The following is a 15276-nucleotide window of genomic DNA, read 5'->3' as shown; positions in this document are numbered from 1 at the left end:
CGTTGTTGTTCAGGTGGTCAGTGCTTGTTGTCCTGCTCCGGGTGGGCGAAGTTGAGGTGCTCCGGAGGCAGCGGGAAGGTCACGTCGTCGCCGAACGGCGACGGCGCGGCGGCCCGGTCGAAGGTGAGCTCGGTCAGCGGCAGCTTGCCCCGGTCGTCGACCGCCGGAGCGGTCGGGTGGGGCACCTCCCGGTGCCAGTTGACGCCGCTCTGCGCCTGCGTCTCAGCCCGCGAATCGTGGGAGCCACCCGCGTGCGAGTGCACCCCACCCCGGGCGGAGCCCGGCGTCGCCGAGCCCTGACGGGCGGTGGTCACGCTGGTCTGGGGCGTCTCGCCCCGACGGAAGATCTTGCTACCAAGCCACACAAGGGGATCGTACCTGCGGTCGACGACCCGTTCCTTCATGGGGATGATCCCGTTGTCGGTGATCTTGATGTGCTCGGGGCAGACCTCGGTGCAGCACTTGGTGATGTTGCAGAAGCCGAGGCCCTGTTCGGCCTGCGCGTACTCCTTGCGGTCGGTCCGGGCGTCCAGCGGGTGCATGTCCAGCTCGGCCGCCCGGATGAAGTACCGCGGGCCGGAGAACGCCTGCTTGTTCTCCTCGTGATCGCGGATCACGTGGCAGACGGTCTGGCACAGGAAGCACTCGATGCACTTGCGGAACTCCTGCGAGCGCTCCACGTCGACCTGCTGCATCCGGTAGTCACCCGGGGCCACGTCCGCCGGAGGGGCGAACGCCGGGGTCTCCCGTGCCTTCTCGTAATTGAACGAGACGTCGGTGACCAGGTCCCGAATGACCGGGAAGGTGCGCAGCGGGGTGACCGTGACGGTCTCGTCGTCGCCGAAGGTCGACATCCGCGTCATGCAACCCAGCCGCGGCTTGCCGTTGATCTCCATGGAGCAGGAGCCGCACTTGCCGGCCTTGCAGTTCCACCGGCAGGCCAGATCGGGCGCGTCGGTGGCCTGCAGGCGGTGGATGACGTCGAGGACGACCTCGCCCTCGTTCACCTCCACCATGTAGTCCTGGAGGTCGCCGCCGCTCTCGTCGCCCCGCCAGATCCGGAACTGACGCTTCCCGCTCATCGGTTGTCCGCCTCTCCAGCGTCGGCAACGAGGGCGTCGAAGTCGGCGAGCTCCTCGTCGGTGAGGTACTTGGCCAGCTCGGCCCGGTCGAAGAGGCCGATCAGCTCCGGCCGCATCTTCGGCAGCGGCTTGCGGGTCAGCTGCACGGTGTCACCGTCCAGCGCGCAGACCAGGTTGACCTGCCGCCACTTCGGCTCCATCGCCGGGTAGTCCTCCCGGGTGTGCCCGCCGCGCGACTCCTGCCGCTCCAGCGCCGCCTTCGCGGTGCACTCCGAGACCACCAGCATGTTGCGCAGGTCCAGGGCCAGGTGCCAGCCCGGGTTGTAGCGTCGGCCGCCGGCCGCGCTCACCTTGGCCACCCGCTCACGCAGCTCGGCGAGCCGGACCAGCGCGTCGGCCAGCTCACCCTCCCGGCGGATGATGCCCACCAGGTCACCCATGACCGCCTGAAGGTCCTGCTGAAGGGTGTACGGGTTCTCGCCGGTGTCCCGTTGCAGCGGCGCGAGGGCGGTCTCCACGGCCGCCTCGACCTCGTGCACGGCCACCTTCGGCCGGGCGGTCAGCCCGTCGGCGTAGCTGGCCGCGTGCCCGCCCGCCCGCTTGCCGAAGACCAGCAGGTCGGACAGCGAGTTGCCGCCGAGTCGGTTGGAGCCGTGCATGCCACCGGAGACCTCACCGGCGGCGAACAGCCCGCGTACGTGGCCGAAGGCGGCACCGGAATCCGGGTCCACCTCGACACCGCCCATCACGTAGTGACAGGTCGGGCCGACCTCCATCGGCTCGGCCGTGATGTCGACATCGGCCAGTTCCTTGAACTGGTGGTACATCGACGGCAGCCGGCGGCGGATCTCGTCGGCCGAACGTCGGCTCGCGATGTCCAGGAAGACGCCCCCGGCGGGGGAGCCCCGGCCTGCCTTGACCTCGCTGTTGATGGCGCGGGCCACCTCGTCGCGGGGCAGCAGCTCCGGTGGACGCCGGTTGTTGTCCGGGTCGGTGTACCAGCGGTCCGCCTCCTCCTCGGTCTCCGCGTACTGCTTGCGGAAGACGTCGGGGACGTAGTCGAACATGAACCGCTTGCCGTCGGAGTTCTTCAGGACGCCGCCGTCACCACGCACCGACTCGGTGACCAGGATGCCCTTCACCGAGGGCGGCCAGACCATGCCGGTCGGGTGGAACTGGAGGAACTCCATGTTGATCAGCGTCGCTCCGGCGCGCAGCGCCAGCGCGTGCCCGTCCCCGGTGTACTCCCAGGAGTTCGAGGTGACCTTGTAGGAGCGCCCGACGCCGCCGGTGGCCAGCACGACCGCCGGCGCCTCGAAGAGGATGAACTCGCCCGACTCGCGGTAGTAGCCGAACGCGCCGGCCACCCGGTCACCGTCGAGCAGCAGCTCGGTGATGGTCGTCTCGGAGAAGACCCTGATCCGGGCGTCGTACGAGCCGAACTCCCGCTGGTCCTCCTGCTGGAGCGAGACGATCTTCTGCTGGAGGGTGCGGATCAGCTCCAGGCCGGTCCGGTCGCCCACGTGCGCCAGGCGCGGGTACTCGTGGCCACCGAAGTTGCGCTGCGAGATCTTGCCGTCCTTGGTGCGGTCGAAGAGCGCACCGTACGTCTCCAGCTCCCAGATCCGCTGCGGCGACTCCTTCGCGTGCAGCTCGGCCATCCGGAAGTTGTTGAGGAACTTGCCGCCGCGCATGGTGTCGCGGAAGTGCACCTGCCAGTTGTCCCGGCTGTTCACATTGCCCATCGCGGCGGCCGCGCCGCCCTCGGCCATCACCGTGTGCGCCTTGCCGAACAGCGACTTGGAGATGATCGCGGTCTTCTTGCCGGCCAGCCGGGCCTCGATCGCCGCGCGCAGACCGGCGCCGCCGGCCCCGATGACGACGACGTCGTAGTGGTGTCGTTCGATGCGAGTGGTTGTGGTCATGTCAGGGGCCCTTTAGTTGATGAACCGCAGGTCGGAGAACCAGCCGGCCGCGAGCGCCATGATGTAGAAGTCGGCCAGCGCCAGGGTGCCGAGGGTGATCCAGGCGAGCTGCATGTGCCGGACGTTCAACGCCGAGACGAAGGTCCAGGCCTTGTACCGCACCGGGTGCTTGGAGAAGTGCTTGAGCCGGCCGCCGATGATGTGCCGGCAGGAGTGGCAGGAGATCGTGTACGCCCAGAGCATCACCACGTTGAGCACCAGGATGATGTTGCCCAGCCCGAAGCCGAAGCCCTTGGGCGAGTGGAAGGCGAGGATCGCGTCCCAGGTGTTGATCAGGGAGATGATCGCGGCGGCGTAGAAGAAGTAGCGGTGCAGGTTCTGCCCGAGCAGCGGGAAACGGGTCTCACCGCCGTACTCCTTGTGCCCGTCCGGGACGGCGCAGGCCGGCGGCGACAGCCAGAACGACCGGTAGTACGCCTTGCGGTAGTAGTAGCAGGTGAGCCGGAACAGCAGCAGGAACGGCAGGGTCAGCGCGGCGTCCGGGATGATCCACCAGCCGGGCAGGAACCGGCCGAAGTGCGAGGCTGCCTCGACACACCGGTCGGTCACGCACGGGGAGTAGAACGGCGTCAGGTAGTGGTACGCGTCCACCCAGTAGTTGTCATGCTGGAAGACCCGGACGGTCGCGTACGCGACCCAGGCGCTGAGCCCGATCACGGTGATCAGCGGGGCGAACCACCATCGGTCGGTACGCAACGTCTTCGCCGCGATGGCGGCGCGCGCCCGCGCCCCCCTCGGCCTCGTTGCCGTTGAAGTCATTCGAGTCGTCTCCTCGACGGGCCCGTACGGGCGGGCTGGTCTCTCTCCGGTCGGCACGCGGACCGGCGAACCCGCACCCGCTGCCACGTCATGCGCACACCAACGACCACGCCGGATCGACCGACGCAGCTAAGTGACACACGTTACGCCGATCTCTGCGGGCCGTCCGCGCAAGGGAGTGTCCCGTGTGTCTGGCCTGCGGAAAAGCCCTCGACACGCCGGTTTGGCGCCCGCAGTCGAGAACGTCAGCCGGAGGCGCCTCCGGTGAAGTGCCAGGACGCCAGCCGCAGTGAGGGCGCCGCCCACCAGGCACCGTCCACCCGCTCCGGTTGGCGCACCGCCCGCGCACCCAGCCCGAGCACCGCCCCCGGCCCGAGCGCCCGCGGGTACGACTCGGTGAACCGCAGGTCACGGACCGCCCGGACGACAGTGCCGTCCTCGATCAGCCAGACGCCGTTGCGGGTCAATCCGGTGACGACGAGGCTCTTCGGATCGAGCACCCGCGTGTACCAGAGGTCGGTGACCAGCAGCCCTCGGCGTACGCCGGCCACCAACGCGGCGGTGTCCGCGTCGACGACAGCCCCGCCCGCCGCGCCGGTGGTGCTCCGGCCCACCGCACTGGCCGGACCCGCCACCGCGCCGGTCAGCCGCAGATTGCGGGGCATCGGGCCCCAGGTGGCACCCCCCGCGACCGCGTGCCCGGTGGACTCCGCGCCCGCCTCGGCGCTGGTCCGGCGATCGTGCGCCACCGCCCGGGTGGTGCCCGCCTCGACCAGCGTCAGCGCCCGTCGGCCGGTGCCCTCCGCGTCGAACGGCAACCCGGACCCGCCCAGTGGGTCGTCCACCACTGTCACCGCCCGGTCGAACTGGGCCGCGCCCGGCTCGGCGAACGACTGCCGCTCGGCGTAGCGCTTGCCGTTGAAGCCGTAGAAGGACAGGTTCTGCAGGAGGTCCGCCACGGCGGCCGGCTCGAACACCACCTCGTAGTGCCCCGGCGGCAGCTCGACCGGGTCGGCCGCCGCCTGCGCCTTCGCGGCCGCCTGCGCGCCCAGCTCCGCGCCGTCGAGGTCGGACAGCCGGTCGGCGCTGCGCCGCGCCACCCCGTCCGCGCCATCACGGCGGGCGATGCCGTCCATCGCCGCCTCCACCGAGCGGCCGTACGCCGAGTGCCCGGCCGAGTTGGCGAACGCCGACGAGCGGTGCGCGGTGCGGCAGTAACCGGCGGTGCTGAGGCCCCCGGCGGCGGCCACGAACGCCCCCACCCGATCGGCCCGCTGATCCGGCTCGGCGTGCGCGGTGGCCTCGTCGACGGGCGGGGCGTCCGGCGTGGGCATGGGCGGGGTCAGCCCCGGCCAACCCGGGTCGGGCGGGCAGAGCCGGGCCGCGGTCAGGGTGCGCTCCACCAGGGCGGACAACCCGTCGGCGGTGACCACGCTGCCGCCACCGGCAGCCGTCCGACCGTCGACGTGCACCCGCAGCCGGACCCCGACCGTGGACTCGGAGACGTTCTGGTGGATGCCCGAGTTGGCGAACCGGGTCAGCGCCAGGTCCGCCCGCGTCACCACCGCCTCGGCCTGCGCGGCCGGCCCGCCAAGACGCCGAACCAGCTCCACGACCTGCCCGGCCAGCTCCAACTCCGTCTGCCCACTCATGCGAAGCCACCTTTCGTTCGCGACTGCGGGGCTCGCAAGCCCGGCTCACTCCTCGCGCTCACGCCGAGACCCCCACGCGGACGTTGCGGAACCGGGCCGGCGCGGCCGGGTGGCCGGTGTGCCCGACCTGGCCGGGTTGGCCCTTGCCGCAGTTGGGCGTCCCCCAGGAGACCGTCTCGCTGGAGAGCATGTCCATCGAGCGCCAGAACAGCGGACCGATCCCGGTGTACGTGGGGTTGCGTAGCATCCGCCCCCGCCGCCCCTTCTTGATCTCCCAGCCGACCTCACAGCCGAACTGGAAGTTGAGCCGCTTGTCGTCGATCGACCAGGACCGGTTGAGGTCCATCAACACGCCGTCGTCGGTGGCCGCGATGATCTCGTCCAGCGTGTGTGGGCCGGGTTCCAGGCCGACGTTGGTCATCCGCACCATCGGCAGCCGGGCCCACCCGTCGGCCCGTACGCTGCCGCCGTAGTCCAGGCTTGCCATCGCGGCGGAATCCCGGCCGGCGAGCACACCCACCCAGCGACCGTCGCGGACCGCGTCCCGCTTGACCGCCGGGGAGCCCTCGTCGTCGAAACCGAAGCTGCCCAGCGCACCCGGGATCGTCGGGTCGATGGTGATGTTCATCAGCTCCGAGCCGTAGCGCAACGAGCCGAGCTGGGCCAGGTCCAGCCAGGACGTGCCGGCGAAGGCCGCCTCCCAGCCGAGGATCCGGTCCAGTTCGATGGCGTGCCCGACCGACTCGTGGATCTGCAGGGCCAACTGCTCGCCGCCGAGGATCAGATCGGTCTCACCGGCCGGGCAGGGCGGCGCGGTGAGCAGCGCCCGGGACTCCTCGGCGATCTGCGCGGCGTGCGCGGCCAGATCCAGCGACTCGACCAGCTCCCAACCGGTGGTGCCGTACTGGCCGCGGTAGCTCGGCCAGGAGCGGCGCTGCGTCTCTCCGTCGCCGATCGAGGTGGCCGAGATGCCGCCGCCGCACTCGCGGATGCGCTGGTCGATCCGGTGGCCCTCGCTGGAGACGAACCACTTCGCGGTGTCCCAGATCTGGTACAGGCCCTCGGCCAGGTCCGCGCCGTGCTCGGCCATCGTGCGGGTCGCGTCGACCAGCAGATCGCCCTTGTCCGACAGCGGCACCCCGAGCGGGTCGATCTGGCAGCCGGAGGCCCAGCTCGCGGTGACCGCCTGGACCGGCACCAGGTCGACCGGAGGGCCCGGCACCCGCGCGCTCGCCATGGCGGTCCGCGTCGCGCGCCGGCCGGCGTCGCGGGCGGCGGCGTCCGACAGATCGGGTACGGCGTGGAAGCCCCAACTCGCCCCGACCAACGCTCGGACCCCGAGCCCGATGCTCTCGTCCTGCGTCAGCTCCTCCACGTCACCGTTGCGCGCGGTCATCGACTCGTAGCGGCGGTGCATCACCCGGGCGTCGGCGTACCGGGCGCCCGCGTCGAGGGCGGCCTGGACGGCGGCGGCGGCCGCGTCGAACTCGGTCATGGACCGACCCTAGGCCAGGCGACCGACACCCGTCAGGGGACGAGATCCTCCGGCCGGATCGTGGCCTTCACCGGCTCGGTAAGCACCAGCAGATCGCCTGGTCTGGTTACGGACTGCTCGGTGTAGTGACCGCCCCGCCGCCGGTAAAGATGCATGGTTCCGCTGTCCTGCTCCACCAGGAGATACCACTCGATGCCGGCGGCCGCGTAGTAGTGCATCTTGAGCACTTTGTCGGTCGACGCGTTGCTCGGCGAGATGATCTCACAAACCAGCCGCACGTCACCCGCCTCGACGTTGAGTTCGTCGAAGTCGATCGGACCGGTGATAACAAGATCGGGGATGGGGATCCGGCCGGGCCTGAGTCGGACGTTCACCGCTTCCAAGACGTGCAGGCCGGCTTCGCGAACCGGGGCTCGTAGCGCTGCGCGTAGTTCGCCGGAGATGTTCTGGTGTCGAGGGGTGGGGGCTGGGGTCACGTGGAGGCTCCCGTCGAAGAGTTCGACGCGTTGCTGCGTCTCGCCGAGGGCGAGGTATTCCTCTTCGGTCCACGGGCCTTCGTGGTTGAACACCGCCGCGGTCATCGTCACCTCCACCTCGTGCCACGGGGATCCTCTGCTGGTTGCTCGTTCAATGGTCGCACCCGACGTGCGGGTACGGCCATGAATGGGCGTGGATGGGGAGGTGACGGGGGTGCGGGGCCGATGCCGACTCGTTACGCTCGGGCCCGCTGACACGTGCCGACTTTGTAGCTTATTTTCACCCTCGGGACTTTCCTGTAAGTTCCCTTCGTCACTGAGGGAGGTGGCCGTGGACAGCTCGGAACCCTCGCCGTCCGGCGAACCGGACGACCGCCCCGTCGTGCCGGCACAGCGCTCCGACCAGGACGCCTACCTGCGGGTGCGTGATCTGCGGGTCCGGTTCGACACCGAGGACGGCGTGGTGCGCGCGGTCGACGGCGTGTCGTTCGCCGTAGAGCGGGGCCGCACCCTCGGCATCGTCGGTGAGTCCGGCTCCGGCAAGAGCGTCACCTCGTTGGCCATTCTCGGCCTGCACGACCCGAAGCGGACCACCATCACCGGGGAGATCTCGGTGGGTGGTCGGCAGGTGGTCGGCCTCGGAGACGAGGAGGTACGCCGGCTACGCGGCCGGGACATGGCGATGATCTTCCAGGATCCATTGTCGGCGCTGCACCCGTACTACACGGTGGGCCGGCAGATCGCCGAGGCGTACCGGGTGCACCACCCGAAGGCCAACCGGCGCGAGGCCCGCCAGCGGGCCGTCGACATGTTGGACCGGGTCGGCATCCCGCAGCCGGCGCGCCGCTTCGACCAGTACCCGCACGAGTTCTCCGGCGGCATGCGCCAGCGGGCGATGATCGCGATGTCCCTGGTCAACGACCCGGCGCTGCTGATCGCCGACGAGCCGACCACCGCGCTGGACGTCACCGTCCAGGCGCAGATCCTGGACCTGCTCGCCGACCTCCAGGCCGAGTTCAACTCGGCGATCATCCTGATCACCCACGACCTCGGCGTGGTCGGCCAGGTCGCCGACGACGTGCTGGTCATGTACGGCGGGCGGGCCGTCGAGCGGGGCAGCGTCGAGCAGGTGCTCCGGGCGCCGCAGCATCCGTACACCTGGGGGTTGCTCTCCAGCGTGCCGTCGCTGCACGGCGACGCGGACGCGGACCTGGTGCCCATCCCCGGCAATCCGCCCAGCCTGATCAACCTGCCGCCGGGCTGCGCGTTCCACCCCCGCTGCCGGTACGCGGACCGCGCCGGCAGCCGCTCCCGTACCGAGGTGCCCGAGCTGCGCCCGGCGGGGGAGGGCGACTCGGCCGGCCACCTGGTCGCCTGTCACCTGAGCGCCGAGGAGCGGGCCACGTTCTACGCCGAGGACATCGCATCCGTGGGGGTGGCCCGATGACCGATGAACCACTGCTGCGGGTACGCGGCCTGAGCAAGCACTTCCCGGTACGCCAGGGGCTGCGCGCCACCGGTCTGGTGCGGGCGGTGGACGGGCTCGACTTCGACGTGCGCCCCGGCGAGACGCTCGGCCTGGTGGGGGAGTCGGGCTGCGGCAAGACCACCACCGGTCGGATGCTGGTGCGGCTGCTGGAACCGACGAGCGGCAGCATCGAGTTCGACGGGCGGGACATCACGCACGCCGGCCGCCGGGAGTTGCGCCCGTTGCGCCAGGAACTCCAGATCATCTTCCAGGACCCGTACGCCTCGCTGAACCCCCGGCACACGGTGGGCCGGATCGTGGCGATGCCGCTACAGGTCAACGGGATCAAGCCGCCGGGTGGGATCAAGGCCCGGGTTCAGGAGTTGCTGGAGCTGGTCGGGCTGAACCCGGAGCACTACAACCGGTACCCGCACGAGTTCTCCGGTGGTCAGCGCCAGCGCATCGGCATCGCCCGCGCCCTGGCCCTGCGGCCGAAGCTGATCGTGGCGGACGAGCCGGTGAGCGCGCTGGACGTCTCGATCCAGGCGCAGGTCGTCAACCTGCTGCGCGACCTGCAACGCGAGCTTGGCCTGGCCTTCGTGTTCATCGCGCACGACCTGGCCGTGGTCCGGCACTTCTGCCAGCGGGTCGCGGTCATGTATCTGGGCCGGATCGTGGAGATCGGCGACCGGGCGGACATCTACGAGCGCCCGCAGCACCCGTACACCCGGGCGTTGCTCTCGGCGATCCCGGACGTCACCCAGCTCGGCCCGGCGGGTCGGATCCGGCTGACCGGTGACGTGCCCACCCCGCTGGACCCGCCGTCGGGCTGCCGGTTCCGTACCCGGTGCTGGAAGGCGCAGGACATCTGCGCCACCGAGGAGCCCGCGTTGATCCCGCGCGACGGCGGTTCGCAGGCCACCGCGTGTCACTTCCCCGAAGGGGAAGCAGCCCGCACGAGCCCCGAAGGCGAAGCGGACAGCACGAGTCCGGAGGCGGCGGAGTCGACTGCCCAGGTCGTTGAGGAGGTGCCGTCGTGAGCCTGTCCCCGGTAGAGGGTGTGGCGCTGGCCGAGATCGAGTCCGGCACGGACCCGGTCGGGCCCGCCGCGAAGGGCGTCGTCGGTCGCTCGCCCGGTCAGCTCGCCTGGCTGCGGCTGCGCCGCGACCGCACGGCCGTGGTCAGCGGCGTACTCCTGATCTTTTTCCTGCTGTTGGGGTTGTCCGCCCCGCTGATCGAGATGGCCTACGGGATCGGGCCGCGGGAACAGTTCCAGAACATGCTGGACGGCTTCGGCATGCCGCTGGGGTACGCCGGCGGGGTCAGCGGCGAGCACTGGTTCGGCCTGGAGCCAAACCTGGGTCGGGACATCTTCATCCGGCTGATCTACGGGCTGCGGACGTCGCTGTTCATCGCGTTCGCGGCGGCGCTGATCACCGCGACGATCGGGATCGTGCTGGGCGCGCTCGCCGGTTACCTCGGCGGCTGGCTCGATGCGGTGATCAACTGGATCACCGACCTGACCCTGGCCATGCCCTTCCTGATCATCGCGCTGGCGCTCACGCCCACCATCACGCTGCGCTTCTACGGTGAGCGGGGGCAGGTGTCGTCCGCCTTCGGGGTGGGCGTGCTGATCGCCGTCTTCGCCATCTTCGGCTGGACCAGCACGGCCCGGCTGGTCCGCGGGCAGGTGATCGCGCTGCGCGAGCGGGAGTTCGTGGAGGCGGCCAGGGCCAGCGGGGCCGGGCTGGGGCACATGCTCTTCCGGCAGTTGCTGCCCAACATCTGGGCGCCGATCCTGGTGTCGTTCTCCCTGGCGGTGCCGCAGTTCATCACCAGCGAGGCCGCGCTGTCGTTCATCGGTGTCGGTCTCAGCGACGAGACCCCGAGCTTCGGTCGGATGATCTACGACAGTCTGGACTTCCTCCAGACCGACCCGGCGTACGTGTTCTTCCCGGGCATCATGATCTTCGCGCTGGTGTTCGCCTTCAACCTCTTCGGCGACGCGTTGCGTGACGCGCTCGACCCGAAGTCGTCCCGGTAGGGGTCAAAATCATGGCGCGATTTCTGCTCAAGCGACTCTTCTCCGCCACGCTGACCCTCTTCGCGGTGAGCGTGTTGACCTTCCTGATGTTCTTCGCCCTGCCGCGCGACCCGGTCAGCAGCATCTGCTCGAAGAACTGCAACCCGGAGCGGCTGGAGCGGGTCCGCGACGACCTGGGCCTGAACGACCCGCTGATCAGCCAGTACGCCGGTTACATGAAGGGCATCGTGACCGGTCGGGACCTGGGCAGCGCCCAGGGCGGCCGGTGCGACGCGCCCTGCCTGGGCTGGTCGTACGTCACCAACGAGGCCGTCTCGGACACCATCGCCCGGGTACTGCCGGTGACGCTGAGCATCGTGATCCCGGCGGCCATCCTCTGGTTGCTGCTCGGCGTGGGGCTCGGCATGGTGTCCGCGCTGCGTCGGGGCACCTGGCTGGATCGGCTGGCGATCGGGTTCTCGCTGACCGGCGCGTCGTTGCAGCTGTACTTCGTGGGTGCGGTGCTGCTGCTGGTGTTCGTCTACAACCTGCGGCTGTTGCCGGTGCCGAGCTACACCTCCATCTTCGACAACCCGGCGAAGTGGGCCAGCGGCCTGGTGCTGGCCTGGGTGGCGCTGGCCTTCCTCTTCTCGGCCATCTACGCCCGGTTGTCGCGGGCGCAGATGTTGGAGACGCTGTCGGAGGACTTCGTCCGGACCGCGCGGGCCAAGGGCCTGGCCAAACCCAAGGTGTACGGGCGACACGCGCTGCGCGCGGCGATCACTCCGGTGGTGACCATCGCCGGGCTGGACGTGGGCGGGGCGCTGGGCGGGACGGTGATCACCGAGACGACGTTCGGCATCCAGGGGTTGGGGCGTACGGCGGTGGACGCGGTGCGCTCGGGTGATCTGCCCACCATCATGGCGACCGTGCTGATCGCCGCGGTCTTCGTGGTGTTGGCGAACGTACTGGTGGACCTGCTCTACGCGGCCATCGACCCCCGGGTGCGGCTGCGCTGAGCGCGACGTGTCCGGCGCACCCGCCGATGGCGAAATTTATCGACAACTGTTACACAACTTGTAGGTTTTCTTCCTTACGATCCTCGGGACGTCGGCGGTTCTCGCCCCGACGAAACCGCACGGCACATGGTGAAGGGGGTACTTCATGAGACCACGCGTGGCGGTTGCCGCAGGCGGCGCGATCGCACTGGTTGTGGCATTGGGTGCGTGCTCGAAGAACACGGGCGAGGGCACCACTGTCGACACCGAACGGCAGCAGACCGGGGTCATCGCGACCGACCCCAAGGACTCGCAGGGGCCAGCGGCCGAGGTGAGCGGCGCCGCGAAGGGCGGCACCTTCACCATCATCCGGGAGTCGCCGATCTCCCACCTCGACCCGCAGCGGACGTACTCGTTCGCCGGTCTGATGGCCAACCCGCTCTTCGCCCGCTACCTGACCACGTGGAAGGACGACGGCAAGGGCGGCCTGGTCCTGGTGGGCGACCTGGCCGAGACGCCGGGCAAGAACGTCAACAACGACTGCAAGGTCTGGGAATTCACTGTCAAGGACGGCGTGAAGTTCGAGGACGGCCGGCCGATCACCTCCAAGGAGATCGCGTACGGCATTGCCCGGTCCTTCGACCCGGACCTGTCCGGCGGCCCGACCTACATCCAGGAGTGGCTGGCCGACACCCCGCAGTTCGACACCAAGTGGGACTTCAAGAAGAACAAGACGTCGCTGCCGCCCGGCCTGAGCACGCCGGACGCCAAGACGCTGCGCTTCGAGTTCGCCAAGCCCCGCTGTGACCTGCCGTTCGCCGTCTCGCTGCCGACCACGGCGCCGCTGCCGGCCGACAAGGACACCGGCGTCGACCTGGACAAGCAGCCGTTCTCGTCCGGCCCGTACAAGGTCGCCAAGAACCAGGTTGGCGTGCAGATCACGCTGGACCGCAACACCAACTGGGACCCGAAGACCGACCCGGTCCGGCACCAGTACCCGGACCAGTTCGTCTGGAGCTTCGGCCCGACCGCGGACGCCGCCAACAACCGGGTGATCGCCGACAACGGCGCCGACCAGAGCGCGCTCGCCTTCAACGCCGTGCCCGCCTCGCTGGTCGCCAAGGTGGCCGGGGACGCCACGCTCAAGTCGCGCAGCATCCTCTCGCCGACCCCGAGTGCCAACCAGCTCGTCATCAACAACCAGCGGGTCACCGACCTCAAGGTCCGTCAGGCGCTCAACTACGCCATCGACCGCGAGGGCTTCATCAAGGCAATGGGCGGGCAGACCGTCGCCGCGCCGCTGACCACGCTGATGCCGCCGGCCACCATCGGCTACAAGGCGTACGACGCGTACCCGGCGGGTGCCAACGGCAACGTCGAGAAGGTCAAGGAGCTGCTCGGCGGAAAGACGCCGGAGCTGGTCCTCGGTGTCGCCGACAACTCGACCGAGCAGCAGCAGGGCGCCCAGCTCAAGGCCAACCTGGAGCGGGCCGGCTTCAAGATCACGCTGCGGAACATCTCGGACGACGCGAAGCTCGACGAGATCAAGAAGAAGAACAACCCCTGGGACCTGTACATCGGTAACTGGGCGGCGGACTGGCCCAGCGGGGCGTCGATCCTGCCGGTGCTCTACGACGGCCGGACCATCAAGGCCGAGGGCAACAGCAACCAGGCCTACTTCAACGACCCGGCGATCAACGCCGAGATGGACCGCATCCAGGCCATGCCGGCCGCCGACCAGGGCCCGGAGTGGGCCAAGCTCGACGAGCGGATCATGAAGGAGCACGCGCCGGTGGTGCCGCTCTTCGTGGACGTGGCCTACAACGTGCACGGGTCCAAGGCCGGCGGGGTCTTCATCTCCAGTGTCTTCGGCTACCCGTCGTTCGTGAACGCGCACGTCAAGCCGTAAGTCACACCGCAAGCCAGCAGGGTCCCCTCCCGACAGCGTCGTCGGGAGGGGACCCTGCTGTTTCTGCCGATCGGCTGCGGGCTGCGCATGGGAGGTCAATGTAACCTTGTGGGTACGTACCCGAACGGTTACATTAGGGCCATGGATGCCGTGTTGCACGCGCTGGCAGACGAGAGCCGGCGCACGGTTCTCGACATTCTCCGCGACCACCCGGCGAGTGCGGGAGAGCTGGCCGAGGCTCTCCCGATCGCACGCCCGGGCGTGTCCCGGCATCTCCGCGTGCTGCGGGAAGCCGGGCTGGTCGACGTACGCCAGGACGCACAGCGCCGGATCTACACCCTCCGCCCGGAGGCGCTCGTCGAGGTCGACGAGTGGCTGGGAGAGTACCGCCGGCTCTGGGAGAGCCGGCTCGACGCTCTTCATACCGAGATCGCACGAGGAAAGAAGGCGCGACGATGACCACGATCGCGACGATGCGAACGATCGACGAGAGCCGCGGAGCAGTCCGGGTCGAGAACCTCTACGACACGGACATCGGCGACCTCTGGCAGGCGTGTACGACGCCCGAGCGGCTGGCCCGCTGGATGGCCCAGGTCGACGGCGACATGCGGGTCGGCGGCACGATCCAGGCCGTCTTCACGAGCAGTTGGGCCGGTCCGGCGCGCATCGAGGTGTGCGATGCGCCCCACCACCTGCTGCTGACGACGAAGCCGGGTGCGGACGACGAGGGGCAGATCGAGGCGTGGCTGACCGAGGAGGGCTCCAAGACGCGGCTGGTGGTCGAGGAGCGCGGCCTGCCGATCGGGCATCTCCCGTTCCACGCCTCTGGTTGGCGGGTCCACCTCGAGGATCTCGGTCGGTCGTTGGAGGTCGACGGCCCGGTCCATTCGGAGGGCTGGAGTTCCGATGCCAGAGCGCCCGGCTGGAAGGAACGCTGGGAAGAGCTCACGCCGACATACCAGCGGATGAAGATTCTCCGATGACGGACCTGATCAGGCTCAGCTTGACGACGGTCAATGCGCCAGACGCAATCGCGCTCGCGCGGTTCTACGCCGAGATCACCGGCGGGGTCGCGAAGGGTGACGAGAGATGGGCGCTCGTCGAAGGGCCGAACGGTGACATCGGGTTCCAGCAGATCGACGACTACCGGCCACCCACCTGGCCGGATGGCGAGGTGGGGATGCAGATGCACCTCGAGTTCCTCGTCGACGACCTGGAGGCGACCGGAGCGCGTGTGCTGGCGGCCGGCGCTACCCGATTCGAGCATCAGCCCAACGCGGACCACTGCTTCGTGTACGCCGACCCGGCCGGGCATCCGTTCTGCCTGTCCCTGTGGGGGGTCCCGAGAGTCGGCGACTGACTCAGCTCGTTCGGGCATCTGTTGTTCAGGCGCGACCAACGTGCCGGTGCCGGAACGGGCCGAGCACCA

14 protein-coding genes are annotated in these 15276 nt (G+C 69.5%); 8 read left to right on the top strand and 6 right to left on the bottom strand.

The annotated features are described in order from the left end of the window. Nucleotides 1-17 precede the first annotated feature (17 nt). From GA0070561_RS25960 to GA0070561_RS25935, 6 genes are all read right to left on the bottom strand, one after another. Entirely contained in the window at nucleotides 18-1082 is a 1065-nt protein-coding gene (locus GA0070561_RS25960; protein WP_091406239.1) for a succinate dehydrogenase/fumarate reductase iron-sulfur subunit, read from the bottom strand. Then, nucleotides 1079-3007, bottom strand: a complete 1929-nt coding sequence (locus tag GA0070561_RS25955; protein WP_091406236.1) for a fumarate reductase/succinate dehydrogenase flavoprotein subunit — start codon at nucleotides 3005-3007, stop codon at nucleotides 1079-1081. Before GA0070561_RS25955 ends, GA0070561_RS25960 begins: the two co-directional genes overlap by 4 nt. Nucleotides 3008-3019: 12 nt before the next feature. Then, nucleotides 3020-3826 (bottom strand): hypothetical protein, encoded by an 807-nt coding sequence (locus GA0070561_RS25950; RefSeq protein ID WP_091406234.1) that lies wholly within the window; start codon nucleotides 3824-3826, stop codon nucleotides 3020-3022. Nucleotides 3827-4071: 245 nt separating this feature from the next. Continuing rightward, on the bottom strand, nucleotides 4072-5478 hold the full coding sequence (locus GA0070561_RS25945; protein WP_091406231.1) for a TldD/PmbA family protein: 1407 nt from the start codon (nucleotides 5476-5478) through the stop codon (nucleotides 4072-4074). 58 nt (nucleotides 5479-5536) lie between these two features. Beyond that, the gene (locus tag GA0070561_RS25940; RefSeq protein ID WP_091406229.1) at nucleotides 5537-6973 is read right to left on the bottom strand and encodes a TldD/PmbA family protein; all 1437 of its coding nucleotides are present in this window, start codon (nucleotides 6971-6973) and stop codon (nucleotides 5537-5539) included. Between the two features lie 32 nt (nucleotides 6974-7005). Next, nucleotides 7006-7554 (bottom strand): Uma2 family endonuclease, encoded by a 549-nt coding sequence (locus GA0070561_RS25935; RefSeq protein WP_091406520.1) that lies wholly within the window; start codon nucleotides 7552-7554, stop codon nucleotides 7006-7008. A gap of 277 nt (nucleotides 7555-7831) precedes the next feature. Between GA0070561_RS25935 and GA0070561_RS25930 the strand changes: the two genes are divergently transcribed. The 8 genes from GA0070561_RS25930 (at nucleotide 7832) to GA0070561_RS25895 (ending at nucleotide 15207) form a co-directional block, all read left to right on the top strand. Then, nucleotides 7832-8896: an ABC transporter ATP-binding protein gene (locus GA0070561_RS25930; protein ID WP_181541478.1), complete on the top strand. Its 1065-nt coding sequence runs from the start codon at nucleotides 7832-7834 to the stop codon at nucleotides 8894-8896. Beyond that, nucleotides 8893-9957 carry an ABC transporter ATP-binding protein gene (locus tag GA0070561_RS25925; protein ID WP_091406226.1) on the top strand — a complete coding sequence of 355 codons (1065 nt, stop codon included), beginning with the start codon at nucleotides 8893-8895 and terminating at the stop codon, nucleotides 9955-9957. The genes GA0070561_RS25930 and GA0070561_RS25925 overlap by 4 nt, the downstream gene beginning before the upstream one ends. Further along, nucleotides 9954-10961 (top strand): ABC transporter permease, encoded by a 1008-nt coding sequence (locus GA0070561_RS25920; RefSeq protein WP_091406224.1) that lies wholly within the window; start codon nucleotides 9954-9956, stop codon nucleotides 10959-10961. The genes GA0070561_RS25925 and GA0070561_RS25920 overlap by 4 nt, the downstream gene beginning before the upstream one ends. An 11-nt stretch (nucleotides 10962-10972) precedes the next feature. Beyond that, nucleotides 10973-11959: an ABC transporter permease gene (locus GA0070561_RS25915; RefSeq protein ID WP_091406222.1), complete on the top strand. Its 987-nt coding sequence runs from the start codon at nucleotides 10973-10975 to the stop codon at nucleotides 11957-11959. Nucleotides 11960-12104: 145 nt separating this feature from the next. After that, nucleotides 12105-13847, top strand: a complete 1743-nt coding sequence (locus tag GA0070561_RS25910; protein ID WP_091406220.1) for an ABC transporter substrate-binding protein — start codon at nucleotides 12105-12107, stop codon at nucleotides 13845-13847. A 141-nt stretch (nucleotides 13848-13988) separates the two neighbouring features. Beyond that, entirely contained in the window at nucleotides 13989-14306 is a 318-nt protein-coding gene (locus GA0070561_RS25905) for an ArsR/SmtB family transcription factor (protein ID WP_091406218.1), read from the top strand. Beyond that, nucleotides 14303-14830 carry an SRPBCC domain-containing protein gene (locus tag GA0070561_RS25900; protein WP_091406216.1) on the top strand — a complete coding sequence of 176 codons (528 nt, stop codon included), beginning with the start codon at nucleotides 14303-14305 and terminating at the stop codon, nucleotides 14828-14830. Before GA0070561_RS25905 ends, GA0070561_RS25900 begins: the two co-directional genes overlap by 4 nt. Continuing rightward, nucleotides 14827-15207, top strand: a complete 381-nt coding sequence (locus GA0070561_RS25895) for a VOC family protein (RefSeq protein WP_091406214.1) — start codon at nucleotides 14827-14829, stop codon at nucleotides 15205-15207. Before GA0070561_RS25900 ends, GA0070561_RS25895 begins: the two co-directional genes overlap by 4 nt. The last annotated feature ends 69 nt before the right edge of the window (nucleotides 15208-15276 follow it).

Source organism: Micromonospora saelicesensis (genome assembly GCF_900091575.1).
GTDB lineage: Bacteria > Actinomycetota > Actinomycetes > Mycobacteriales > Micromonosporaceae > Micromonospora > Micromonospora saelicesensis.
The sequence above is the reverse complement of the archived record's forward strand: the minus strand, read 5'-3'. Positions and strand labels throughout refer to the sequence as shown.

Bases quoted from the DNA above. Each gene is read 5' to 3' on its own strand.
- GA0070561_RS25895 (WP_091406214.1), top strand. From the start codon at position 14,827: ATGACGGACCTGATCAGGCTCAGCTTGACGACGGTCAATGCGCCAGAC.
- GA0070561_RS25925 (WP_091406226.1), top strand. From the start codon at position 8,893: ATGACCGATGAACCACTGCTGCGGGTACGCGGCCTGAGCAAGCACTTC.
- GA0070561_RS25910 (WP_091406220.1), top strand. From the start codon at position 12,105: ATGAGACCACGCGTGGCGGTTGCCGCAGGCGGCGCGATCGCACTGGTT.
- GA0070561_RS25905 (WP_091406218.1), top strand. From the start codon at position 13,989: ATGGATGCCGTGTTGCACGCGCTGGCAGACGAGAGCCGGCGCACGGTT.
- GA0070561_RS25950 (WP_091406234.1), bottom strand. From the start codon at position 3,826: ATGACTTCAACGGCAACGAGGCCGAGGGGGGCGCGGGCGCGCGCCGCC.
- GA0070561_RS25940 (WP_091406229.1), bottom strand. From the start codon at position 6,973: ATGACCGAGTTCGACGCGGCCGCCGCCGCCGTCCAGGCCGCCCTCGAC.
- GA0070561_RS25900 (WP_091406216.1), top strand. From the start codon at position 14,303: ATGACCACGATCGCGACGATGCGAACGATCGACGAGAGCCGCGGAGCA.
- GA0070561_RS25945 (WP_091406231.1), bottom strand. From the start codon at position 5,478: ATGAGTGGGCAGACGGAGTTGGAGCTGGCCGGGCAGGTCGTGGAGCTG.
- GA0070561_RS25955 (WP_091406236.1), bottom strand. From the start codon at position 3,007: ATGACCACAACCACTCGCATCGAACGACACCACTACGACGTCGTCGTC.
- GA0070561_RS25915 (WP_091406222.1), top strand. From the start codon at position 10,973: ATGGCGCGATTTCTGCTCAAGCGACTCTTCTCCGCCACGCTGACCCTC.
- GA0070561_RS25935 (WP_091406520.1), bottom strand. From the start codon at position 7,554: ATGACCGCGGCGGTGTTCAACCACGAAGGCCCGTGGACCGAAGAGGAA.
- GA0070561_RS25960 (WP_091406239.1), bottom strand. From the start codon at position 1,082: ATGAGCGGGAAGCGTCAGTTCCGGATCTGGCGGGGCGACGAGAGCGGC.